The organism is Polyangiaceae bacterium (assembly GCA_016715885.1).
In the GTDB taxonomy this organism is placed as follows: Bacteria; Myxococcota_A; Polyangia; order Polyangiales; family Polyangiaceae; genus Polyangium.
Map to the genome: position 1 here is coordinate 1 of JADJXL010000008.1, position 23847 is coordinate 23847.

A 23847-nucleotide genomic window follows, 5' to 3' on the forward strand; every position below is an offset into this window, starting at 1 on the left:
AGGACCTCACGGGTACGGTCGAACAAATTGACTACGATCGACGCGCATTCGCACGCTCGACCGAACCGTGGTCACCATGCCGAACGGGAAGTTGTCCGATACGCGCATCGAAAACTATGCAGCGCGCGATCGATTGCGATTGAACGCGAAGTTTGGCCTACGTTATTCGACCAAGCCCGAAACGGTGCGCGTCATCATCGAAAAAATGCGCGAATACCTGCGCGAACGTCCCGATGTGTTTCCTGACACGATTCTCGTGCATCTGATCGGCTTTGGCGATTCCGCATTGGTCATCGAAGTCAACGTGTGGCTGCTCAGTCAAGAGTGGCTCGAGTTTTTGGCCTGGCGCGAAGAGACCCTGCTTGGGCTGATGGAGGTCATCGAAGCAAACGGATCGGCCATCGCGCTTCCTGCGCAGACGTTGCACGTCGAGTCGATGCCGCGGGGGTTTGGCCCCTCGGGTGCGTCCCCGCCGAACCGCTCACACTGAATTGGTTGTTGCCTTCATCGTTCCAGGCTTTACAACCGAGTCGTTCTGACGGATACCGTCACGGAAAATCATCACCCTGGAGGTTTCGTGGCAAGCTGGCGAGACGAGCTGATCGGAGGCAGCGAAGACCAAGGCAGAGCGCGAAGCGGAAGAAGCGGCGCGCCATCGCAAACGCGTCGAAGAGGCGCTTCATACGGCGGAGGCCGCGTTTGGGCTGGCGACGGAGGCGCTGCGCTTCACGCGTGATCGCGTGCGCGACAAGGGCCAGGATGCGCAGCTTGGCGAGGAAGGCGACGCCCACGAGCTCGTGCTGGCCGGACCACAAGCTACGCGTGGAGCTGGTGCGTGACGCGGCGACGATCCGCGTGACGTTCCGGTGCAGGCAAGCCGCGCGAGTTCGACTTTGCGAAGGACCGGCACATCGCTCCGGCCGACGTCGAAGAGCATCGGACGGCGGTCGGTGGAGCTCGTCAAGGGCGCGCAGAAGTCGTCACCTTGGTGATGAGTCGTTTCACTGCGTGAAGGTCGTTCATCGACCTTGGTTCTGAGTTTCATCTCTCCAGAAGGCCAGTCATCGACCGTTGGGTAGAGTTTTTTCTCTGCCTCATGGGTGCGCATCGACCTTGGTTCTGAGTTTCATCTCTGCGTGAAGGTCGTTCATCGACCGTTGGGTAGAGTTTTTTCTCTGCCTCATGGGTGCGCATCGACCTTGGGTCTGAGTTTCATCTCTGCGTGAAGGTCGTTCATCGACCGTTGGGTAGAGTTTTTTCTCTGGCGCACGGGTGCGCATCGACCTTGGGTTAGAGTTTCACCTCTGCGTGAAGGTCGGTCATTGACCGTTGAGTCACAGAAACCAATTCATTGAAGGAAACGTGGCAAGTTGGTTTCGAAACTCCAATGAAGATTATTCAATATGTCGAATCGCAGCGCCGATACAAAGACACGATTGCGAATGCCTAGAGCATCAAAAAAACACGTCATTAAAGCTCCCAAAGCTACCCACCCACCATCAACTGTAGTCTCCTCCCTCCCGCCGAAGGTCCTCGTCTTGGTGACACGCCCACGCAGCAGTCGAGCTTCCTTCGCCCGTTCGTGGTAGACGCGCTCTTCGTGAAGCCGACGATCACTCGACAAGGTCCCGCTCAAAGCTCGTCCCAACAAGCGCTTCCGCGCCCGAAGCACGCAAGGTTCGTCTGGACAATCGCACCGCTGCTCGTCGCGCTCGCCGCGTGCGGTCCCGCGGGCGAGCCGCTGACGCCGCCGCCGCCGCTTCCGCCGGACATCGTCGAAACGTCCGCGCCCAAGCCCAAAACCCCATCGAAACGAGCGATCTGCAGCGCGTGACGGACGACGTCAAGCGCCTCGCGTCCGACGACTTTGGCGGTCGCGGAACGGGCGACAAGGGCGCGCAGCTCGCCGCCGAGCTCATCGAACAACGCTTCAAGGAGCTCGGCCTCGAACCGTTCGGTGACGGAGATGGCGCGGCCAAGCAGTTCCGCAACAAGTTCTCCGCTCGCGTGGGTGCAAAAAGTCGACCCCCGAAGCTCGATGTTTCACGCGCAAAACAAAAGCCGACGGCGCTCGCCGACGGCGCGAGCATCACAGCCGATGGTTCCGAAAGCGGCGAAGCACAAGGCGTCGTCGTGTTCGTGGGGCACGGCGTCACCGCGCCAGCCGTGACGTGGGACGACTACGCGGGCAAGGAAATCGCAGGCAAAGTGGCGCTCGTCCTCGATGGCGCGCCCGCACCAGCAGACGACAAGCAAGCGAAGGCTCTGCGCGACTTCAAGAGCGCTCGGTACAAGCTGCGCACGGCTCGCGAACACAAAGCGGCGGGCGTGATCATCGTCGCCGCGGGTGAAGAGCTTCCGCTCGAGCCTGCGGATGCGCGCGGCATGGGCGTTCCGGGCGTCGTCATCAAACGCAGTGTCGCCAAACAACTCTTCCCGGACATCAAGTGGGACGATGTTGCAAAGACCGCGTCGAAGGCCGCCGTCAAACCGCGAGAGCTTGCAGGCGTGAACGTCAAGATGACGACGCGCATCGAGCCGACGATGGCGGATGCATGGAACGTCGTCGCGCGTTTGCCTGCAAAAAGCGACTCGCCAACCGCCAGCGAATACGTCGTGATCGGCGCGCACTACGATCACCTCGGCATGGGCGGCACGTCGTCGTCTCGCGCGCCCGGGACGCGCGCAATTCATCACGGCGCAGACGACAACGCATCGGGCACTTCGTTGCTCCTCGATGTCGCGCGGCGCCTGTCGAAATTGCCCGAAAAGTCGTCGCGAAGCGTCGTGTTCATCGCGTTCGGCGCCGAAGAGCTCGGTACGCTCGGTTCACGTCACTGGGTCGAACATCCGCCCGTGCCCATGACGTCGATCGTCGCGATGATCAACGCGGACATGGTCGGTCGCATGCGCGAGCGCACGTTGGTCGTCGATGGAACGGGCACGTCCGCCGCGTGGACGGAGCTATTGCAGAAGGCGAACGAAGGTTTGTCCCTGAACTTGAAGCTCGGAGCGGAAGGGTTTGGCGCGAGCGACCATGCGCCGTTCACGGCGGCTCGAGTGCCCGTGGCGTTCTTGTTCACGGGCGTGCACGACGACTATCACTTGCCGAGCGACACCGCGGAGAAGATTGACGTGGGTGGCATCGACTTGGCCGCGACGCTTGCGGCGCGCCTGACGCTTGCCGTTGCGCAGCGGCCCGAGCGGCTCGTCTTCGTGGACCCTCCGTCGACGGATCCGCATCGCGGTGGAGGAAGCGGAACGGGTCGCGGGTTCAAAGTGTCACTCGGGACGATTCCCGATTATGCGTGGCAGGGCAAAGGCGTGAAACTCACGGGTGCCCGGCCGGATTCACCGGCGCTTCGAGCGGGATTGCAAGCGGGTGACGTGATCGTCAAGCTCGGAACGCACGACATCACGAACGTGCACGATTACGTATATGCTTTGCAGGAGCTGGAACCAGGGCGCGAAACGACGGTGGAAGTCGAGCGTGAAGGAAAGCGCTTACCGCTCAAGATCATTCCGGCACCCGGCCGATGATTTCGTGTGAGAAACGAGCGATGCCGTCGTTTTCCGGTCGTTTGGGGATAGGGTCTGTCTTTTGCGCATTGCTTTCGGCGTCCGTGACGGCGCTGGCGTGTTCTGAATCGCGAGCACGTCGTTGCGACGGACGCGGGCGATGATGCGCAACCAGGTCCCGATGCAATGGCGGACGCTGCATTCGACGCGGCGCTCGATGCAGCGTACGACGCGGTAAGATTTTGCGGACGCGGATGTCGACGATGCAGCAGCGGATGCGGATGCAGACGTCGACGCGGCATTGCCTGGGACGAGCGAAGGGTGTCCGAGCGACATGGTGCTCGTCGCGGGCGATTATTGTCCCACGGTGCAGCAGAAATGCATCGAGCACCATAGCGAGTTCAATACGGATCAAAAGAGAAAGAAGAAAGCTGGCGGCAATCAAGCGAGCACCGTGAGCGAGCGATGTATGCGGTACGAAGAGCCGTCGGTGTGTCTTTCCAAAAAGCGCGTGCCGATGCGTTTTTGCATGGATCGGTACGAATGGCCGAACCAGAAGGGCGAATTGCCTGCATTGCTCGTATCATGGGGTGATGCGAAGAAGCTTTGCGAGGAAAAGGGAAAACGTCTCTGCATGGAGGCGGAATACAACTTCGCATGCGAGGGCGAGGCAATGCTGCCGTACACGTACGGGTACGAGCGTGATGCGACGGCGTGCAACATCGACCGGGAATACCGCAAGCGGGAAAAGTCGCTGAAGAAGTACGAGCGGTGCATGAAGAAGCCCGGAATGCAAGGCGGAGCTCGCGCGATGGATCAGCGTTTTGCCGACGGGCTCGATGCCTCGTTGTGTATCTCCGTTTGGCGTGTACGACTCAACGGGAACATCAACGAATGGGTGGAGCGGCCCAAGCAAAAATATCCGAATCGAAGCGGATTGAAGGGCGGCTGGTGGGGCCCCGTGCGCGGGCGGTGCAGGCCCACGGTGGGTTTTCACAAGGAAGACGATTACGGCTACGAGGAAGGATTTCGGTGCTGCAAGGACGCGGAGGGGCAGTGAGTGACGATGGTGCAACGAAGCCCTTGACTCGCGGCGACGGCGCACAAAAGGTAAGCTCATGAAAGTCCTTTTGACGACAGACGGTCGCTTTCCGGCCATCCACGCGCTGCAAGAAGCATCGAGGCTCCTCGCGATACAAGGCGCGGATGTCTTGCTCGTTTCCGTGTCCGATCCCGAACAGCACACGGGCGGTAACCTCAACGCCGCGCAAGACGTCGAGGATGGGATTCGCGTCCTGAAGGGGCTTGGTATCGATGCGCGAGGCGAGATGCTTCGGGGCGACTTCATCGAAGCCATCATCGAAAAAGCTCATGATTTGGAAAGCCGACGTCGTGGTCGTCGGCTCGGACAGGTCGAGCAAGCTCATGACGTTTTTGGGCGGCAGCGTTTCGACCAGCATCGTGCGCAAATACGATGGTGCCGTGCTCGTCGTTCCGAGCAAGAAAAAGGATTGAACGTCATTTCGGCGTTTCGGCGGCGGACGTGATGACGCCGTCGAGCTCTCGGCATATCGTGCAGCCCGTCGCTCTTGCCTCCCCGTCCAAACCACGGCATACTGGTTACCATGGGTTTGCCCGCTGAAAAGCTCGGACGTCGCGCCACGTATGCAGATTATGCCGCTGTGCCGGAACACAAGAGCGCGGAGATCATCAACGGAGTCCTCCACGTTTTTCCAAAGCCCGCGCCCGCCCACTCGAAGACAGCGTCACGTCTCGGTTCAGAAGTGAACGGTCCGTTCGACATTGGTCGCGGTGGCCCTGGAGGTTGGCACATTCTCGACGAGCCCGAGCTTCATTTCGGCCCCAAAGATGACCGAGACATCCTTGCCCCCGATATTGCGGGATGGCGCATTGAACGTATGCCGGTCTTACCGCGCACGGCATACTTCACGCTCGCGCCCGATTGGGTCTGCGAAGTGCTCAGCCCGTCGACCGAAAAAGTAGATCGCATCGACAAGATGCCCATCTATGCGCGGGAACGCGTCAAACACGTTTGGCTCGTCCATCCAATCCGCCAAACCATTGAAGTGTTCACGCTCAATGCGGACGGTTTTTGGGTGATGACCGGCATGCATGCGGGCAATGTACACGTTCGCATTCCCCCCTTCGACGCAATCGAGCTCGACCTCGGACTCTTGTGGCCCGTCATCGAAGGCGGACCTCCGACGGAAGACGAGGCAGGCTGAGCAGCTTTCGCATCTGCTACACTTCCCGCATGCCGACCCGCACCGAAACCGATACCTTCGGCCCCATCGACGTCGACGCCTCGCGCTACTGGGGCGCCCAAACCCAGCGCTCGCTCGCCCATTTTGCCATCGGTGACGACCGTTTTTCCAGGCGCTTCATCGAATCGCTCGGAATCATCAAAAAAGCCGCGGCGCAGACGAACCATTCCCTGGGCCTGCTCGCGGACGAAAAGTGCAAACTCATTGCTCTCGCCGCAGACGAAGTCATCAGCGGAAAACTCGATGACCACTTCCCCTTGTCCGTCTGGCAAACCGGTAGCGGCACGCAGACGAACATGAACGCGAACGAAGTCATCGCCAATCGCGCCATCGAAACAGGCGGCGCCCCTTGATCGAAAACCAATTCATCCCAACGATGACGTCAACCTCGGCCAAAGCTCGAATGACGTGTTCCCCGCGGCCATGCACATCGCATTGGCGACCGAAATAACAAAATCGCTCCTCCCGAGCATCGAAACATTGCGCGCGACGTTATTCGAAAAGTCAACAGCATTTTCCAATATCGTAAAGCTCGGACGAACCCATTTGCAGGACGCCACTCCGGTGACGCTCGGGCAGGAAATCTCCGGCTGGGTCGCGCAATTGGACACATGTCGCGCAATGCTCGAACGCGCTCTGCCGCCCCTGTACGAGCTCCCTCTGGGAGGAACCGCCGTTGGCACGGGCCTCAATACGCATCCCGATTATCCCGTGCGAGTTGCCGAGACGATTGCTCGATTGACGAATTTACCGTTCGTTACGGCGCCGAATAAATTCCAAGCGCTCGCTTCCCACGACGCCGTGGTTTTCTTCATGGTACGCTCAAAACGCTCGCGACCAGTCTGTCGAAGATCGCCATGACGTTCGGTGGCTCTCGAGCGGCCCGCGCGCAGGAATTGGCGAAATCACGATTCCGGAAAACGAGCCCGGAAGCTCCATCATGCCCGGAAAAGTCAATCCCACTCAAGCCGAAGCCATGCTCATGGTCGTGGCCCGAGTGCTCGGAAATGACGTTGCCGTCAATGTCGGCGGAGCCAGCGGGAACTTCGAGCTCAATGTGGCAAAACCCCTGCTCGTTCACGTGTCGCTCGAATCCATACGCCTGCTTGCCGACGCCATGACGTCGTTCCACGACCATTGCGCCGTGGGCATTGCACCGAACACGCCTCGCATTGCCGAAAACCTGGAACGCAGCTTGATGCTCGTCACGGCCCTCGTCCCGCTCGTGGGGTACGACGTCGCGGCAAAAATCGCTCGCAAGGCCCATTTGGAAAATACCAACTTGCGCGATGCGACATTGGCGATGGGCGTGTTGTCTGCGCAGCAGTTCGACGCTGCCGTGCGACCCGAGAACATGACGGGCCCCATCAAATCCAGCTAGCCCAACTTCCGCAGTTGGGCCAGGGCAGATCAATAATTTCAAGCACTTACGGCCCAAAGTTGGCACTACAAATCTACGCGACGCGTGGGGTCCGGATGCGCTCGGGTAGGCGTAGCCCGAGGCGGTCGAGCAGGGCTGCCTGTTCAGGCTCGGGACGGACGATGCAACGTAAGTCCTCGCTCCGCCCCGTCGTGAAGTCGCGGCTACCTTGTGATTTCACCGTGCTCCGAAAGGAGCGTGAACATGCGCATGGCAGAAGAGGCAGCTTGGATTCGCGCGCAAGTTGGTGCGATTGTTGGGCGGCGGGGACGTGGCAATCCTTACCCTGATGAGGTGCGTCGACGTGCGGTCGAATATTTTTCGCACGACGCAAGCAAAGAATATCGCCGGCAAAGATTTGTTTGGAGCTCGGAATCGGGGTACCAACATTGCGGAGCTGGACGTCTCCCCAAAGAGGCGCATCGTCGGAATCGGCGCGGCTGGTTTCGAGCGGCTCGAAATCGTCGACGAGCACGCTGGCTCGGCGAAGGAGCGGCTTGTCGTGCGTGGCCCAGGAGGTCTTTGCATCGAAGGGCTCGATATCGATTCGCTTGCCGAGCTCATTCGGAGGCTGTCGTGATTGGGTCGACGCGGCAGGTCGTCGTGTACGCGTATCGCGAGCCGGTCGATATGCGCAAAGCATTCAATGCGCTCACGGCGCTCGTCGAGCAAGGCTTTCGCCGCGACGTGATGTCGGGCGAATTGTTCCTCTTCATCAACCGCACGCGCAAACGAGCCAAAGTGCTTTTCTGGGATGGCACCGGTTTGTGTCTCTTTGCCAAGCGCCTGGCGAAGGGACATTTTGCGGCGCCCTGGGCACGCAAGGGCGAAGGACCGCTCATGCTGACGACGAGCGAGCTTGCGTTATTGCTCGAAGGCAATGAGCTGATTGCGCGCATGCCCTTGTCGCCACCGGTCTACACACGCGCCGAACGAGTGCTCCCCTGGGGCTAAAGTTTTTCCAACATTTTTCCTCGGACCCCTGGACAAACCAGATTGGCAGTACCATAATGACTGCCAATCGAAATGCGTTTGCACTTGGACAAAGAAACCAATCCCGAGATTCTCCGTCAGGCAGCGACGCTGCTCGAGAAAGAAAATCAGCGGCTGACGCAAAAGATCATCGAGCTGACGCGAGAGCTCGCGACGCTGAAAGGTGGAGGCGCCGAGCAAGTTGCGCTGCGCATTGCCGAGCTCGAGAAGCAACTGGCCTTGAAAACGAGATGCTCTTTGGCGAGTCATCAGAGAAACGCCCGGGCGACAAGCCCGCCGATTCGCCGAAACCACCTCAAAAAGGACACGGTCCCAAGGTGCAAGCCAAATTGCCCGTCATCGAAGTCGTGCACACGAGCGAACAAGCGGAGCGAATGTGTGCGTCTTGCGGCGGGCAGCTCGATGAATGGGAAGGTCAATTCGAGGAGTCGGGAGAAGTCGACGTCGTCGAGCGGCGGTTTTACATCAAGAAACACAAGCGACAGAAGTATCGCTGTCGTTGCCAGGCGTGTATCGAAACGGCACCGGGACCGCTCAAGCTTTTCGAGGGGGCGCGATATTCGATTGACTTTGCCGTCGAAGTCGCGACGGACAAATATTGCGACCACAACCCGCTCGAGCGGCAAGTGCGCAAGATGGAGCGCGAGGGGCTCGACGTCGATTCACAAACGTTATGGGATCAAATCGAACGGGTGGCTCGGTTGCTGGCGCCGGCGTATGTGGAGTTGAATCAATACATCTCGAGCAAACCGGTCATCGGAGCGGATGAAACGCGTTGGCCGCTCTTGGGCAAGAAGAACAATAAGCCATCGCAGTGGCATGCGTGGGCCATTGCCTCACCCGACGCGGTGGCGTATCAAATTCACGATGGCCGCTCGGCAGAAGTTGGGGCAAAGGTGCTGGGGGCTTTCAAGGGCATTCTCGTGTGCGACGGCTACGGTGTGTACAAGTCGCTGGAAAAGTCGAACGGTTTGACCTTGGCGCATTGTTGGGCGCACGCGCGTCGCGCATTCATCAAGGCTGAAAAAGACTTCCCGGCGCAAAGCAAAGTTGCCGTTGACATGATTCGCGAGCTTTATGAAGTGGAGGCGCTTTGCCCCACGGGTCCTGACGGCGATACGATGCGCCTCGAGCTACGACAAGAGCGATCGAAACGAATTCTCGGCGAGCTCTTTGCCTATGTGGCAATAACGCCGGTCGTCCCGGATAGCAGCCTCGACGATGCCTTCAAGTACATAGCCAAGTTTAGAAGCGGCCTCGAACGATTTTCAATGACCCGAGAATTCCGATCGACAACAATCTGACCGAGCGGAGTCAACGCGGAATCGTGGTGGGGAGGAAAAATCATTACGGCTCGCGCTCCCGCCGCGGGACGGAGGTCGCTGCGCTATTCTATTCCTTCGTCGAAAGCGCAAAGCTATGTGGTCTCGACCCGAAAGCCTATTTGAAGCGCGCGGTCATCGCAGCGCTGCGTAGTGAACGAATTCCGTTGCCACACGAGGTCGCAACGAATCCCTGAGGGGTATTGAATCGACAACGCGCAAGATTGCCGCGCTGACGGATGAGCGCGAAGAGCGTACCGGCTTGCCCATTGCATGAGCATGCCGTCGGTATGCGGCGGCGACGTCATGCTCGCGCAGTAGTGCATTCGTGTGTCGCGCGACCGCAAATCGCAGAAAACGCACGATTCATGCTTGCCGCGGGCATGAAAACGTGCCTGGCACAGCTCGCCATCCGGCCATCGATGCCGCCGCCAACCACGAAACGGAAACGACGTCACGACGGGGCGGAGCGAGGACTTACGTTGAAGAGTATCCGCCCGACCAACTACACCCGACGCCTGCCGTGCACGTGCTACGCTCAACGCGGACGCGTGCATCGCGCACACGCATGCGCCCGCATCGCCGACGATGCGATGAAGCGTTCAGATGTCGTTCATCAGCTCAGGCAATGCCCGGGCGCCAGACGTTGGGCAGAGCTCATCCAGGCGACTCATGGGCCAGTCGGATTGCAGCTTTTCGATCACGTCTGTCAGGTATTCGAGCGGATTGAGCCCGTTTTTGTGACAGGATCCGGTGAGCGTGTAGCCCACGGCGAGCCTTTCTGCGCCGGCGTGAGATCCTGCAAAAAAAAATTCTTTCGACCTAGCGCAACCCAACGTAATCGTCTTTCGGCTTCGCCGTTGTCGATCTCGAATTGGCCATCCGGAGAAGCACCGACGCCACGCAGCTTCTTGCTTTTCAGCGTACCGCGCCGCATCGTAGAGCGGTGTTTTCGGAATCGCTTGCGGCTTGACGTCGCGAATCCATTGATAGAGCTCGTCCACGAGCGGCACGCTGCGCAACGTCCTTTGCGCGAGCCGAATCTTCGCTGGAAAGCTTGTGCTCCTTGTATTCGCGCTCGAGGTTGTAGATCGCCTTGAAGAAATTCGATCGCCACGGCCGCTCGGACATCGCCGAGCTTCGCAGCTTCCTCGAATTTGCGCCGAATGCATCCCGCAGCCGAGACGACGCTCTGCCGGAACGATCTCCGTATCGCCATCCATGGCATCTCGAAGCGCTTTTTCGTACCCGGCGTACCCGTCGCCTTGCAAATGGCCGCGGAAACCATCGGAGAAATTCTGCCGGCCCATCCGCCTTCCAATTCGGCGTGTAGTGGAATGCGACGAGTCCCGCCCCGAATACGCCCACAAGTGCCCTCGTTTCACGCCATTTGGATGGTCTCGCTCGAGCACCGGCAAACCCGTGTCGTCCGCATTGATGTACTGGGATGCAATCACCTTTTCCGCGACGCGCCCAGCAACTGGGGCGAGCACATCGAGCGCAAAGCCGACCAGTCTCCGATCGTCGATGTCGACAGCGGTACGCCCATGCGCGCGAATTTGCATTGCCGATAAAGCGGCATGGAATCCTCGCACTTATCGACGACGATTTTCGCGAGCAGTCCCGAGCCGGGTCGCCCTTTATCCATGACTTTTCGCTCGGCGCCACCACCACGCCCTTATCACAAACGCCGCACACGAGTTTTTCTCGAAGCTCCTCGATGACCACGAATTTGGCCGGAATGAAGTCCAAAATCTGACTCTTGACGTAATCCATGCACGTCTTGTCAGCGCCACACGCAGCGCATTTTCGCAGCTCTTCGGGCACGGCAATCACCTTCTGTTGCCGAGGCAAGTTGCTCGGCAATGGATTGCGCCCTTGTGGCCTTTGAGCGGCTGGGCGCGGGCGGTTTCGGTGGTGGCGGGTGGCGGCGCTTCGGGTCATCTTCGCCGAGTTTCGCGAGCATTGCCTTCAGGTCTTCGGTACTGATTTTCTCGCTCTTGCGCCCGTACAGTGAGCGCAACGCCTTTTGCAACCGCATGGCGAGCGCCGTGTTTTCCTCTTTGACCCGCAACAAAAGGTCCATGACCAGCGCGATGAGCTTCGTCGATGCGGCCTGCTTCGGCCATCGCCTGGAGTTTTGGCGCGTACGTCGGCAAGGTCATCGTGGCGTGAGTTTGTCGAGGGGAAGACATGAGCGCCCCGTACCGGATGGCGCTGCGAGTGGCCAACAGAACGACAAACTTTCTGTTTGTCGCCGGAGTTTTCCCACGATTCGAGGGCAAACCACAAGATGTGGCGGTCAACTTCAGGCAGCATTGTCCGCGCGGCGCACGAGCCTGAAGCGTTTGCGTCGCTGTGCATCGCTCAAGTCGATACCTTCGAGGAGCAATCCCAGCTCGGCGGCGTCGACTTCGACGTGACGAGCGCTGGATGGTACGGGCATTGGCAGGTGAAACCGGCCCTGGGCAAGCCGCTTGGCGAAGATGCAATATCCGGTGCGATCCCAGAAAAGGACGCGGATCTGGTCACCTCGACGGTTTCTGAAAACAAAAAGATGCCCTGACGCCGGGTCTTCGCCGATGACTTGCATCACGGCGGCGGACAAACCATCGAAGCCTTTGCGCAGATCCGTGTGGCGCCGCAGCCAAATAAATGCGCAATGCAGGCGGAAGCGTGAACATTATCGCATCGCCCTTCCTGCAGCACATCGAGCACTCGGCGAAGCGTCGTATCGTCGAATCCCCGGCAAGACGCGCACTGTATTGCGATCGTCGACAACGATATCGACGTGCTGGTCATGTCCCTGCACGAGCCCGCAATCTCGCGAGACGACGTGGACAGGCAGAAATCAGTGCGGCAGAAGTCTGCGCGGCATGCTCGTCGTCGAGCAAGCCATCTTTTCTCAGCCGCCAACGCCACGAGTGAAGCGAATGCGCCTCGACACCAACGCGCACCAAACTCGGTTGCCGCTCGCCACTACGTTTCCACTCTTTTACAAGCTTCGCCCATTGCGATGCGTTTCTCCGTGCCATCCCGACCTCCTGTCGTGGGCACGATCATAGTGCAATCTCGAGGGCCCGCTCCGGTGCGGATGGCCGGATGGTTACGTTGAAGAACTGCGGATGTCATCTTGTGAGCACCCTATCGTTATCAAAGTAGACACATTTGGCTATTACAACAAGCGTGAAGAATCGGGGCCATCTTGGCCAAGACTCGCAACGCCCCCGTACCTATTTCCAAAGGGGAATTCACCAAATCAGAGGCCGAAGTCAGATGTTACATTCCGCCTCGCAGGGCCCGCGTTTGCGACTTCATACACAATTGCTGACCTTTGCTCCGCCGAGGAAGCATCTCCATCCCATCTTCGAATTGTTTGTCTCGGTCCTGATGGAGCGCGGAAGACCATCGAATATCGTCTTGAGGCTCGTCGATTTCTCACCATCAAAGAAGATGGCCTGGATGTCACCCGTGACATCGATGACCCCTCACGCAATCCCATCATCCAGATTCCTGAGGGCGCATGCGCGGTGCTCGAAACGAATATTCCAAATCGTGATTTGTCGCCGCTGGAAGCCGCGTACATGAACGATAATCCGTCGGACCGTTGTCGTTTGAGCAAGCTATCTCGGCGAAAGATAGCAGCCAAGCTCGTTGGCGTTCCAGTACCAAGGAAGTACGAGACGTACGAGCTTGGAAACTTGCAATGTTTTCCGGAACCTCGTCGGTGCTGCCGCGACTATATGCTTATCCGACTCATGCTACCGTTGCCCATTGGTCCGGCGCAGGATGTGGGCGTGCTCGGGGGTATCTGTGATATGCCGTGTACGTTTTATCGTTCACGGAAGCTGAATGGCGCGGAGGTCTCGTGTATTGCGTCCGATATGACGGTAGAACTGTATCAGCTCGGTGATCACCTGTACATCGTCGACGGTGATCGTGTCCGACAAGTGGCCCTTCCGTGCGGCGTTGAGCTCGACTTCTATATGCCGCGCCTGGATCCCTCCTATAGCTTCAACATAAAAGAGGTCGATTAACGTCCACATTGCCGAATGAGCTCCGATTACAATTTACCCATCGCGAACGCTCATTAGCGCGGCATGACCGAAAGCAATAGGCGCTCTATCCAGACTGTCTATCGCAGTCATGCCAGGAGTGAAAAATGTCAATTGGGGTGGCTTTCTTTCCGCCGCGCCACCGGAACGAGCGTTTGTGCGTGGTCTTGTAAAGTGCGTTGCGGGGCTGTCGATTCGGACGAGCGTCGACCGGAGTTGGCGCAGTTGGCTCACCCAGCTTTGCCCGCCGGTCAGGGTCCGTGAGCGCGTTGGCGAGATCTGGCAGAATGGCGAAGCCATCACGCACATAGCCAATCATGAGGGCTTCCTCCATGGCCCAGGCATAGTCGCCTATGACGAAGCGTTCGATGCCCGTGCAGTCCTTTTCAACAGCACAATAGTGCCCATTGAGCGAATGGTCCCTGTCAACGGGTTTGCACTCGGCAAATAGGGCATCTTGGAGTTGATCCCAATCCACGCGATCTTCACGCCTAAGCTCGAAGCACAAGTCGGGCCTCTTGGACTTCTTCGTTCCGTCATGATTCACGACCTCGACACGTCTTACTTTGCCAAAGAAGATCTTGTCGAAGCCGTCGACCTCACCTCGGTTCAGGACTTCATTATTCAATACGTTCTCGAGTTTCACGGTGATATCGACTTCTGACGCTGGCTGAAGTACGAAACCTTCCTGGCGCATGATGTCGAATGCCCGGGTGATCGCTTGATGCGCGATGAGCACCCACCGGGTTCCAATGCGGTCGTGAGGCACCTTGTAGGTGCGCCCGCGCTGCGTGAAAAAGCCGGCGTTCATTGGTCGCCCCCAAGAGGAAAACATTTCTCTAGCTGCTCATGCGCGATATGCAATGCGCAAAGCCGCGCGCGGCTGCGGGTCCAGAATCGGCGCTTGTTGATGAGCCCCATCATGAGCCCGCCTTCGGGTAGGGGCATCACCACCCGACTGGCCGAGGTCTTCGTCGCTTCCGCCATGATATCAGCAATGAGCGTCGGCGATGGTGTCCAAGAATCGCCGTCCAGCAGTAAGGTCACGAAGCGCCACGGCTGTTGTACCCGTTTGCCTTCAATGGGTGGTACTACCGCTGCTCTTACCCTTTGGCCGGCCACTCTGAAAAATGGCTGCAAAGATTTCTCCAATGTGCTCGCAAACGTCTTTACCTCGTCCGTTGGGGTGGGTTGTGCAGCGCGCTTACGCACCACCCGATATGGGCCATTAAACTTGACCGTGTCTTCCACGACTTGCTGTTCGGCTTTGGTCAAGCCGAACAATTTGCAAACAAAGGTATCAATCGCATCCCAGTCTTTCGTACTATGCGTATCTAGCGCGTCGGCAAGCTCCACGGCTCTCTTGCGGTCGGCTTCGGATAGTTCCTCAAGAATGGGGAATGGGAATGCGTCGATGTCCTTCTTGTCGATGATACGCCTCCGCGCTCCGATCTGAGCACTGAACATATATGTGAAGTGCTGGAAAAGCGAGCTGTGTGCGAACAAGTGAAGGAGGGCGATCAGCATGTCGCTTTCGCTATGATTTGATGCTGAATAGCCAAAATAATTCTTCGAAAATGCGATATTGCGCCCGCATAGGCGTACGGATTTCGTCGATTCACGCGTCTCGCCTGGTGCACGGCGAAATAGCGTCAAGGGGTGATAAAAGTTCTCTATCTTGCGAGTATTGTTGGGTCGGCGGTCACCATAAAGGTTTCGATATGTTGGATAACATTTGGTGGAGAATAACCCAGGATCCTCATCATTGAATACCTCAAGCTCAAGCAACCACTCAGGCGCAGCGGTCGCTTTTAGCGGCTTGATGTCGAGACCGCGATTGCTGGGGAGTTTACCGTCCTTCTGCCCCCAGATATGGCTGATCGACTGCCGCTTCGCTGCAATGACCATTTTTTCCATCACCTGTGCATCCAGCGTCGTGCCAATCGCTAGGGCCTTGCACAGCCAGCCGTATTCGATGACCTTCTTGACCGGTACAGTGTAGGCTGATTGGAAGTCGAGGCGAAACTTCCCATTTCTTGCTAATTCGTCTTCGCGCACCGGCGTGATAATATGAAATGCATGCTCCTCGAGAGCTGGCTTTTCGTTACGTGCCCACATGAGAATCCAGGGCATTTTCATGCCGGGCCAGACGGGAGTTTCCTCCAAATCCGATCCATTCAATATTCCCGTGACGGACACCGCTTGCATCAGTGCGTTTCTTGCTTTCGCAATTGGGCCCGAAGGAGAGAGAATCAAACGCGCATCCAGTGCGAACCCCATGATCCCATCAGGTGTTAGCCACTCCATGGCGCGCCACAGAAATGGCAAATCCGGCACGCCGCCTGGATTCTTATATCCCTTGGCCAATTTTTCAAGTTTGCGGTCCTTCAGAACACGTCGGGCGATTCGCGTTCCAGCGCTATCAATCGTGGACTTGCCGTCGTCCTTTAATCGCGTCCATGGCGGATTACCGACGACTACATGAAAATAATTGTTGAAATCGGTGTCGCCAAGGCTTCCCAGCACAAAACCGCTTGGCTTCTTGTCGTCACCCTTGGGCTGCTTCTCTCGCTTCTTCTTGTCCTGTTCCCTTTTTTCCTCGTCCGTACGCTTGTCGAAAAGCACCAAATCCTTGAGCGCCTTGCCCGCATGGTGCTCTGAAGGAGGACGGGTAATCTCGTTGAGTTCGATGACAGTGATGTAGAGCGCGAGTGCCGCCAGGCGCAAAGCAGACTCGCTAATGTCAAATCCGCGAACTTGCTGATGCAAAATAGCTTGAATGACCGCCTTGTTGGGACGTCGGGCATTGCCACGGAGCCGCTCTATGTCGTGCTCCCAGCGGAGGCGCACGAGCTCTCGTAGTGCAAGCACCAAGAAAACTCCTGCTCCGCAGGAGGGGTCCAAAATGCGGGCATTATGCGGCGCATCTACACCCGCTAGGGCCTGCTCCACAAGCAGCTTGGCCAATGCTCGCGGCGTGTAATGCACACTACGATCGCGCGAACCATGCGGATCCACTTTATGACTGAAATCCTCGTAGACTTGACTGAGCACTCCGATGGGAATATGGCGGAAGTTCAGGTCATCCCAATCAATAGGCAAAGTCAATTGCGTTTCTGATCTTATCTGCTTCCAGCCGCGCAGGATGGCTTCAAGATGACGAAATACTAGATTTTCGCTTCTGGCTCCCGCATCCGCATACGCTTCTTCGTATGCCTTTTGTCGTTGCGTTGGCGAAGTCGCCTGGTTCAAGGTATTTACCAAGGGAAGCAAATCGCCATTGAATGTTTGATCGAGCCACGTGGACGTCTGCGCTGCGCGCTCTGGCGTCGAAAAAACAGCTTTCAAATCGTGAGGCTTGGGGCCTGCTAATGCAGCAGGGCAGATCTCCTGAAGATCGTCAGCTTCGACGATGCGGCGATCAATCAAGAAACGAAAGAACAACGCTCGGCCGGTCATCGACAGAACATCCATTCCGTCGAGCTCACGCGTCTCGACCAAATCTTCGACCGCAAGTTCGAGCAGCTCTTGAATCCTTCTGAAAACGGGATCGACGTCTTCCGGTTGCCCCTTTAGCTTGAAGCTTCCTGTGGCAATGGAATGAAAAATGAACGGCGCATTTGCATCCGCAGCCCGAATGGTGCGCCCTAAGCCATGCTTGTTGAGCAGCTCCCTGTTTAGGTTTAACGGATGAAGGGTCAAGTCCCCCGGACGCACCACGGCAAGCACCGCATGATCGCCGCGATTGGCCAGCCGGTGTTGCAGCTCCAATCGACCGGTAGAGTCAGGTTCGCCCGTGCGTCCATCGAGAAAATACATGACGGGGCGCCCTTGAAATTCGGCGACCGCGACTGGCAGCAGAGCTGCGGTATCCCGAACGTGCTTGGCGAGCAGATCAAGATAGGGAATCTGATTCGGCGAATTTACCCTTGAGGTGGTTAAGGGTACGATGTCCGCGCAGCCATAGGCGCGAACCAGGTCGGCCAGAGGAGCGTCATTCGTGAGCACGGTGGGCATCGGTTAACCAGTTCGTCGGGGCGGTTGTCAAAGGCTTCTACCACAGGCAACAGTGGATACGAAGCACGAACCTCCTTCTGCCATGAAACATCGCTCGCAGGCAAACTAATTGCGTGTCGTGTGCGTTCTAGAAAGACGAACTCTCGTCGGTGTCCCAATACCAAGAAAGCAGGACACGTACGAGCTGGAACGTGCAACGGTTTCCGGAACCTCATCGGTACTGCCGCAACTACATGGTTATCACATCGTGGAATGATCTCCGATTACAGGTTGCCCATCGTGAGCGCTCATGAGCGCTGCATGACCACCATCAACAATGGTACGGGGCTCTTTCCCCGGAAAAGTAGACAACGACCGCACCTCGCCGCCCAGTTGCCCACCCGATCGCCCTCGATGCCGCAACTCGTCGCCCAGTTGCGACGTCTTTGTACGATCGACAGCATTCCCGGTCGCCCAGTTGCTCATCCGATCGCCCTCGAAGCCGCAACTCGCCGCCCAGTTGCCACGTCTTTGTGTGATCGATAGCATTTTCGGCCGCCCAGTTGCCCATCCGATCGCCCTCGAAGCCGCAAATCGGCGCCCAGTTGCTCATCCGATCGTGCTCGAAACCGCAACTCGTCGCCCAGTTGCCCACTCGATCGCCATACAGTGCATCACCCGTACGCCAAATCTGTCTTCACACCAACGTCAAATGATGATATTGCCGTTCAGTTCCTTGCAACCATTCACGTGAAAGGAAGACCCGATGGCCGATGAACATATCGATTACTTGGAAGTCTTCGAGTATGGCGACCATTTCTTGGTCGAAATCGATAAACTCGATGGCCTCACCAATATCGTCAACATTGCCGCGGTCAAGGCCGACGTCGCTTCGGCAATGACGGCCGTTGCGACCGAGCTCGAAAAGCAAGGTATCAAGCGCAGCGGCGTTCGCTCGGACCGCAAAGACGTTACCGAAAAAACGGCGGCGCTCCGCAAAAACATCGACAAGTTTTACCATTACACGAGCTCGCTGGACGATGACGAGCCTTGCGATGTCGACGCCTTTTTCCCGGGCGGCAACCTGGGCGCCATTGCGTCATTGAAACCCGCGGACCTCAGCCAACGCGCAGGGGACATCTTGCGAGGTTTCGCCGTCGAGACGAATAAAAACCTCCCCGATGCCGCGAAATGGAAACCGCGCATCGAAACCGCAAAAGCAGAATTGGATGCGGCCATTTCGGGCAAAGGTTCTTCGACCGGCCAAACCATTCAAGGGACCGCGGCGCTCGTCGCCGCTCGCCAAGCATTTTTGACTGCCTACAATGGCGTCGCCAAACGCGCCATTCAGGCCGTCTTGATCAAGCTCGGCCGCAAAGACGAAATGCGCCTCTTCTTCAAAGACCTGCAAGTCAACGAATCGTCAAAAGGTGCACCGGTCAATACGACGACCGAAGGCACTTGAACGACGGCGAGCACGGTGCGCTTCAGCGCCTCACCGCCTAGCTCGGGCCGGGGGCGAGGTGCATGAGCCGCGCGTGACGCGCCCAAAGCTTGGAGCTCCAAGCGTTCCGACGGACAAACCACACGACGATCGTACGGCGCGGAAAGAATGTGCGGACTCGCGTGACGCGCGATGCGATCATCTCGTGCGCGCAGACGTGAAGCCTGCGGCGAACGAGCGTCCATGCGCGAGCTACGTCGAAGGACAGGTACGCTGAGGCGGATTGAGGAAAGCACGACCAATCCTACGAAACCGTAGGAATCGGCCAGCGCATGCAGACGACGAAAAACCCCGGAGTCGACCGAGGTTCGTCAGTGCGAAGCAAGCAACGAAGAGACGTGAAAACGAGCGTCAGTCGTCTTCGTCGTCGTCTTCTTTCAGCTCTTCTTCGTCGTCGTCTTTCTCGTCGTCGTCGTCGAGGTCGAGGTCGTCATCGTCGTCGGCCTCTTCTTCGTCCTCGTCGTCGTCACGACGCTCGTACTTGAGATCGATACCGATCTCGCCGAGTTGTGTTTCGAGGAGCTCGAAGAGCTCGTCGACGTCGTCGCCGCTCCATTCATCGAGAACGTCGGTGACGAATTCGAAGAAATCGCCGCTGTCGATGCGACGCTCGATTTCCTCGATCTGCGTCTCGTCGAACGCTTCCATGACGTCTTCGCGCAAGGCTTCGGTGTCGCCTTCCTCGATGGCGTCGGCAGCGGAGAGCCGGATTGTCTTGACTGCACGATTGTGGAGGTGGATCTCCATGCGAGTTTTCGTTTAGGCGACGTACCTGCGCGTCGTCAAGCGTGCCAAACGTCATGGCGATCGTTTCTGCGTATTACCGCGGCTCCGCACTGCGTCCGGTGCGGACGAGAACCACTCGAAGCGAGTGTCGTGGGGGGCTGCGCTCCGCGCGGCGTGTCAGGCGAGTGACGTGGATGGGGAATCGATCGCGGGGCATGCGCAAGCCTGTGGCGCCGCCGCGCGGTTGCCCGATGGAGCGCGGACGCGTAGCGTGAGTGGGGTGAACACGCGACGGGCTTTCGGAGCGGTCCTGGGTGCGTGCATGCTCGCAGCGACGTCGCCCGCATACGGCCAAGCGAGTGACGACGCGCCTACGACTGAAGCGCCTGCGACCGAAGCGCCGAAGGACACGGGCGTGAAGCGCGAAGTGGTGCGACCACCGCCGCTTCACGTCGAATACGTGCAGTACGGGATCGCGATCGTGTTCGAAAACGACATCAACCCGGGCGCGGTGTGTTCATCGCCCGGAAGCGCGAACGCGCCTTGCATTTTGGGAGGAGCTGGAGGGTTGGCCATTCGCGGCGGTTATCGTTCCGCGGGGCCTTGGTACATCGGGGGCGCATACCAGTTTGCCAAGATGGACTCGAGCAACCTCTATCGGCTCGGCATCTTCCAGCAACTGCGCTTGGAAATGCGTTACTTGCCCGACTTGGGTACGCGCACGGCGCCGTATGGATCGTGGGGAATCGGCGCGCTCGCGTACGGCAACGAGTGGGGTGTCGAGACAGGCGGAGGGTTGTTGTTTGGGGGGCTTGGGGTCGAGGTCGAGATTTCGCGCACGGCGCTCATCGGGTTTGGAGCGGTGTACCGCGCGATGCTGATGGCCGGCTGGACGGACACGGCCGGAACGATTCGGGAAACTGGGGTAGCTCAGTTTTGGGGCGCAGAGTTTCAGTTCGAGTTGCGGAGTGAGATTGGGCGAAAGTAGGCCGGCCAGCTCGAGGTAGCGCCCGGCCGTTTGGCGTCGCGTTTGGCACCGAGCACGATCTTGCGCGCAATACTTGACTTGATCGCGCCTACGCGGTCCCCTTGCGCTCCTGTGATCTGCGACGTCTGCAGGCGTGAAAACGCCGACAACTTGACGTTTTGCCTCGATTGCGGCCGCCGATTGAAGCCGCAAACGCGAGGCGTGCCGCCGACGCCACCACGCGGCATCGAACGGGTGCCGATGGACCCGAACGCGTTGCCCAATTCTGCGGCGCTGTTTGCGGCGTTCGACAACGTCACACTCGACACGGATGCGTCGTCGACGAGCACGACACAATCGGGGCGGCAGAGCAGACCGTCGGCGGCTCCATCTTCGGGTTCGGGACTTCTTCCCGGTTCATCGGGACGCCCCGGATCGGTGCGTCAACGACCCGAAGCTCCGTCGTTCAAATTTTCCAAATCGTTCAGCGCCGAAGGACCTGCGATTTGTCCTGCGTGCAGCGCGTCGAATCCGCCTGGGCATCGCTTCTGCGCGACGTGTGGAGCTGCGATTGGACGCGTGTCGACGGCGCCACGCGCTCGCGACGACTTGCCTTCGACGCCCACGCCACCGCCTGTCGAAGTAACTGCAACGCCTCCGCCCGCAGTCGTAGCGCCTGTTGTCGAAGCACCGCCTGCGGTCGTCGTACCTGCGGCATCGTCGGCGCCTACGAAGTCGTCGCCATCGGTCATCCCGTCCGCGCATCCGGTTCTATCGGCGCCGATGACGGCCGCTGCGCCGACGGCACCATCGGCCGAGGGTGAGCAGATCGTTGGCGCACCCGTCGTGGGTATCGCGACGCGCAATGCTGCGCCGAAGCTGATTCGTTGCGCTCGGTGTCACGGACACTCGGCAGAAGGCACGCGCTTTTGCAAGTATTGCGGCGCGCCGCTCGAGGAACCAAGCAGCGCGTCTCGCGCCGATGCCGACGTCGACGCGGCGCTCGATGTGGCCTTGGGCTCGGTTGGTCGAAACGAACGCACGGCCTTGACGCTTGCTCCAGCGGCGAACGTGACGGTCGCGCAACCTTCGGACGGCACGGCGAAAACAGCGCGACTGGTCGTCATCGCCGAGGACGGCACGGAAGGCAAGGTTTTTCCTTTGGAGGGGACGCAGGTCGATATCGGACGCACGGAAGGTGACATCGTGCTGGCCGACGACTACTACGTGTCCCCTCGTCATGCTCGGCTGGTGTTTCAGGGAGACAAGTGGTTCATCCGCGATCTGAGCTCGACCAACGGGGTCTACCGTCGCATCTGGGAACCGCATGTCTTGAAAGATGGCGACTTGCTTCTCCTGGGCTTGGAAGTGTTACAGTTCGAAACCGTGAGCGACGCGGAACGAGGGTTAGGCCATGCGTCCCAGCATGGGACCCTGCTGTTCGGTTCACCTTCGCTAACGCGTCGAGCACGTCTTTGCCAACGCACGGTCGAGGGAATCATTCGCGACGTGCACCACTTGTTCCGGGATGAGACGGTGATTGGGCGGGAGGTGGGTGACATTGTTTTCACGGCTGATCCGTTTCTTTCCAGGCGCCATGCCTCGGTTCGCAGAGCGCCGATGTCCGGGACTTTCACCCTCACGGATCTCGACTCGTCGAATGGCACATTCGTCGCCATTCGCGGGGACGTTCCTCTGAACAATGGCGACTACCTGCGCGTTGGACAGCACCTCTTCCGGGTGGACCTCGCATAGCCCATGAGCGAACAAGCCACTCGAGACCCCGTGCCCGAAACCTCGCTCTCTACTGAGCCTGCCGAGATTGCGTCTTCCCATGCGCAGTCGGCGGAGGTGTCGAGCAACATTCAACTACGCCTCTTTGGCCGTACGGACGTCGGCCAAGTGCGTGAGCACAACGAGGACAACTTCATCGTTGCCGATTTGTCGAAAGGACAGCGCGGCATGATGGAACCCGGGCGCGACGTGCCACTTGGCGCACGTGGTGTGGTTCTCGGCGTCTGCGACGGCATGGGCGGTGCTGCTGCAGGTGAAGTCGCCAGCCAGCTCGCAGTCGACATCATCTTCCAGAAAATGATGTCCGGTGAGGCGCCGACGACGCACGACGATCTCGCGTCGCGTCTCGTGCAAGCGATCGAAGCGGCGGGCCTGCGCATATTCAGCGAAGCAAAGCTCGATCGCACGCGGCGAGGGATGGGCACGACGTCCACGGTCGCATCGCTGCTCGATGATCATCTCTTCATCGGCCAAGTGGGCGACAGTCGCGCGTACATCCTACGCGGGGACAAACTCGTCCAAGTCACCCGCGATCAATCGCTCGTCAATCAGCTCATCGAAGCCGGACAACTCACGGAAGAAGAAGCCGAGACGTTCGAGCACAACAACATCATCCTGCAAGCGCTCGGCACATCGGACAGCGTTCAGGTCGACCTCACGTTCGTCGAACTGAAACGAGGCGACACGCTGCTGCTTTGTTCCGACGGGCTTTCGGGCATGGTTCGGAACGACGAGATTCGCGAAGTTTTGCGCAGCGTCGATGACCCGCACGAAGCGTGCAAGGTGCTCATCGACAGGGCGAATCAAGCGGGCGGTCACGACAACGTGACGGTCGTCATCTCGAAGTTCATTGGCGAAGGGCTCGATGCGCCGACGCAAGACGACATCACGGGCCTTCGCTATCGCAAGTACCAGCTCCCCGAGCGGTCTCCATCGGCGCCCGTTTCGGCGCCGGATCCGAGCCGTCGGGTCAAGGAGCTCGATCAAGCCAAGGTGTCCGTGGGACTTGGTGGCGGTTCTTCGGCGTACGACTCGCATCGCGGTGTCGACAGTGAAAGACGTCGCGGTGATTCGCGTGGTCGTGAGTCGACCGATCTGGATCGTGGTGCGTACGGCCTCGACGATCCGGTCGACATTCCCACCGACAGTGCACCGCAATGGCTCATCGTGATGATGATTGCGAGTGCTTTCGCCTGCATCGCGGTCGCTGCGTATTACCTGCTGCGACCATAGCGGATTACGAACTGCCCAAATGCCTCACCCCCT

Annotated in this window: 18 protein-coding genes and 4 pseudogenes; 16 read left to right on the forward strand and 6 right to left on the reverse strand. The window is 58.8% G+C overall.

Going from position 1 to position 23847, the window contains the following annotated elements:
- The first annotated feature begins 34 nt into the window (after positions 1 to 34).
- Positions 35 to 490, forward strand: a pseudogene (locus IPM54_11525) (mechanosensitive ion channel).
- Between the two features lie 58 nt (positions 491 to 548).
- On the opposite strand, the gene IPM54_11530 reads toward IPM54_11525, so the two are convergent.
- The gene (locus IPM54_11530; GenBank protein MBK9260453.1) at positions 549 to 791 is read right to left on the reverse strand and encodes a hypothetical protein; all 243 of its coding nucleotides are present in this window, start codon (positions 789 to 791) and stop codon (positions 549 to 551) included.
- Positions 792 to 1600: 809 nt separating this feature from the next.
- On the opposite strand from IPM54_11530, the gene IPM54_11535 reads away from it, so the two are divergent.
- The 9 genes and pseudogenes from IPM54_11535 (at position 1601) to IPM54_11575 (ending at position 9736) form a co-directional block, all read left to right on the forward strand.
- Entirely contained in the window at positions 1601 to 1834 is a 234-nt protein-coding gene (locus IPM54_11535) for a hypothetical protein (protein ID MBK9260454.1), read from the forward strand.
- Positions 1807 to 3540: a M20/M25/M40 family metallo-hydrolase gene (locus IPM54_11540; protein MBK9260455.1), complete on the forward strand. Its 1734-nt coding sequence runs from the start codon at positions 1807 to 1809 to the stop codon at positions 3538 to 3540. Before IPM54_11535 ends, IPM54_11540 begins: the two co-directional genes overlap by 28 nt.
- 280 nt (positions 3541 to 3820) lie before the next feature.
- Entirely contained in the window at positions 3821 to 4579 is a 759-nt protein-coding gene (locus IPM54_11545) for an SUMF1/EgtB/PvdO family nonheme iron enzyme (protein MBK9260456.1), read from the forward strand.
- A gap of 311 nt (positions 4580 to 4890) precedes the next feature.
- Positions 4891 to 5034, forward strand: coding sequence for a universal stress protein (locus IPM54_11550; protein MBK9260457.1), 144 nt, complete (start codon positions 4891 to 4893; stop codon positions 5032 to 5034).
- 110 nt (positions 5035 to 5144) lie between these two features.
- Entirely contained in the window at positions 5145 to 5765 is a 621-nt protein-coding gene (locus tag IPM54_11555; GenBank protein ID MBK9260458.1) for a Uma2 family endonuclease, read from the forward strand.
- A gap of 29 nt (positions 5766 to 5794) precedes the next feature.
- Positions 5795 to 7185 (forward strand): annotated as a pseudogene (fumC, locus tag IPM54_11560) (class II fumarate hydratase).
- Positions 7186 to 7434: 249 nt separating this feature from the next.
- Positions 7435 to 8178, forward strand: coding sequence for an IS66 family insertion sequence element accessory protein TnpB (gene tnpB, locus IPM54_11565; GenBank protein MBK9260459.1), 744 nt, complete (start codon positions 7435 to 7437; stop codon positions 8176 to 8178).
- A gap of 269 nt (positions 8179 to 8447) precedes the next feature.
- Positions 8448 to 9521, forward strand: coding sequence for an IS66 family transposase (locus tag IPM54_11570; GenBank protein MBK9260460.1), 1074 nt, complete (start codon positions 8448 to 8450; stop codon positions 9519 to 9521).
- Entirely contained in the window at positions 9482 to 9736 is a 255-nt protein-coding gene (locus IPM54_11575) for a transposase (protein ID MBK9260461.1), read from the forward strand. The genes IPM54_11570 and IPM54_11575 overlap by 40 nt, the downstream gene beginning before the upstream one ends.
- Before the next feature lie 405 nt (positions 9737 to 10141).
- On the opposite strand, the pseudogene IPM54_11580 reads toward IPM54_11575, so the two are convergent.
- Positions 10142 to 11734 (reverse strand): annotated as a pseudogene (locus IPM54_11580) (IS66 family transposase).
- A 113-nt stretch (positions 11735 to 11847) separates the two neighbouring features.
- Positions 11848 to 12223 (reverse strand): annotated as a pseudogene (gene tnpB / locus IPM54_11585) (IS66 family insertion sequence element accessory protein TnpB).
- Between the two features lie 1074 nt (positions 12224 to 13297).
- Between tnpB (IPM54_11585) and IPM54_11590 the strand changes: the two are divergent.
- Complete coding sequence (locus tag IPM54_11590; GenBank protein MBK9260462.1) at positions 13298 to 13576, forward strand: hypothetical protein; 279 nt, start codon at positions 13298 to 13300, stop codon at positions 13574 to 13576.
- An 85-nt stretch (positions 13577 to 13661) separates the two neighbouring features.
- On the opposite strand, the gene IPM54_11595 is transcribed toward IPM54_11590, so the two are convergent.
- The gene (locus tag IPM54_11595; GenBank protein MBK9260463.1) at positions 13662 to 14405 is read right to left on the reverse strand and encodes a hypothetical protein; all 744 of its coding nucleotides are present in this window, start codon (positions 14403 to 14405) and stop codon (positions 13662 to 13664) included.
- The gene (locus IPM54_11600; protein ID MBK9260464.1) at positions 14402 to 17611 is read right to left on the reverse strand and encodes an N-6 DNA methylase; all 3210 of its coding nucleotides are present in this window, start codon (positions 17609 to 17611) and stop codon (positions 14402 to 14404) included. Before IPM54_11600 ends, IPM54_11595 begins: the two co-directional genes overlap by 4 nt.
- A gap of 745 nt (positions 17612 to 18356) precedes the next feature.
- Between IPM54_11600 and IPM54_11605 the strand changes: the two genes are divergently transcribed.
- Positions 18357 to 19055 carry a hypothetical protein gene (locus IPM54_11605; GenBank protein ID MBK9260465.1) on the forward strand — a complete coding sequence of 233 codons (699 nt, stop codon included), beginning with the start codon at positions 18357 to 18359 and terminating at the stop codon, positions 19053 to 19055.
- Between the two features lie 73 nt (positions 19056 to 19128).
- Complete coding sequence (locus IPM54_11610; GenBank protein ID MBK9260466.1) at positions 19129 to 19311, forward strand: hypothetical protein; 183 nt, start codon at positions 19129 to 19131, stop codon at positions 19309 to 19311.
- Positions 19312 to 19445: 134 nt separating this feature from the next.
- On the opposite strand, the gene IPM54_11615 is transcribed toward IPM54_11610, so the two are convergent.
- On the reverse strand, positions 19446 to 19841 hold the full coding sequence (locus tag IPM54_11615; GenBank protein ID MBK9260467.1) for a hypothetical protein: 396 nt from the start codon (positions 19839 to 19841) through the stop codon (positions 19446 to 19448).
- Between the two features lie 301 nt (positions 19842 to 20142).
- Between IPM54_11615 and IPM54_11620 the strand changes: the two genes are divergently transcribed.
- From IPM54_11620 to IPM54_11630, 3 genes are all read left to right on the forward strand, one after another.
- Positions 20143 to 20808, forward strand: coding sequence for a hypothetical protein (locus IPM54_11620; GenBank protein ID MBK9260468.1), 666 nt, complete (start codon positions 20143 to 20145; stop codon positions 20806 to 20808).
- 111 nt (positions 20809 to 20919) lie between these two features.
- The gene (locus IPM54_11625) at positions 20920 to 22542 is read left to right on the forward strand and encodes an FHA domain-containing protein (GenBank protein MBK9260469.1); all 1623 of its coding nucleotides are present in this window, start codon (positions 20920 to 20922) and stop codon (positions 22540 to 22542) included.
- A gap of 3 nt (positions 22543 to 22545) precedes the next feature.
- On the forward strand, positions 22546 to 23814 hold the full coding sequence (locus IPM54_11630; protein MBK9260470.1) for a Stp1/IreP family PP2C-type Ser/Thr phosphatase: 1269 nt from the start codon (positions 22546 to 22548) through the stop codon (positions 23812 to 23814).
- Positions 23815 to 23847: the final 33 nt, after the last annotated feature.

Coding starts and splice junctions, on each gene's coding strand:
- IPM54_11550 (MBK9260457.1), top strand. CDS start 4,891: ATGATTTGGAAAGCCGACGTCGTGGTCGTCGGCTCGGACAGGTCGAGC.
- IPM54_11555 (MBK9260458.1), top strand. CDS start 5,145: ATGGGTTTGCCCGCTGAAAAGCTCGGACGTCGCGCCACGTATGCAGAT.
- tnpB (MBK9260459.1), top strand. CDS start 7,435: ATGGCAGAAGAGGCAGCTTGGATTCGCGCGCAAGTTGGTGCGATTGTT.
- IPM54_11570 (MBK9260460.1), top strand. CDS start 8,448: ATGCTCTTTGGCGAGTCATCAGAGAAACGCCCGGGCGACAAGCCCGCC.
- IPM54_11590 (MBK9260462.1), top strand. CDS start 13,298: ATGCTACCGTTGCCCATTGGTCCGGCGCAGGATGTGGGCGTGCTCGGG.
- IPM54_11595 (MBK9260463.1), bottom strand. CDS start 14,405: ATGAACGCCGGCTTTTTCACGCAGCGCGGGCGCACCTACAAGGTGCCT.
- IPM54_11600 (MBK9260464.1), bottom strand. CDS start 17,611: ATGCCCACCGTGCTCACGAATGACGCTCCTCTGGCCGACCTGGTTCGC.
- IPM54_11605 (MBK9260465.1), top strand. CDS start 18,357: ATGGCCGATGAACATATCGATTACTTGGAAGTCTTCGAGTATGGCGAC.
- IPM54_11615 (MBK9260467.1), bottom strand. CDS start 19,841: ATGGAGATCCACCTCCACAATCGTGCAGTCAAGACAATCCGGCTCTCC.
- IPM54_11620 (MBK9260468.1), top strand. CDS start 20,143: ATGCTCGCAGCGACGTCGCCCGCATACGGCCAAGCGAGTGACGACGCG.
- IPM54_11630 (MBK9260470.1), top strand. CDS start 22,546: ATGAGCGAACAAGCCACTCGAGACCCCGTGCCCGAAACCTCGCTCTCT.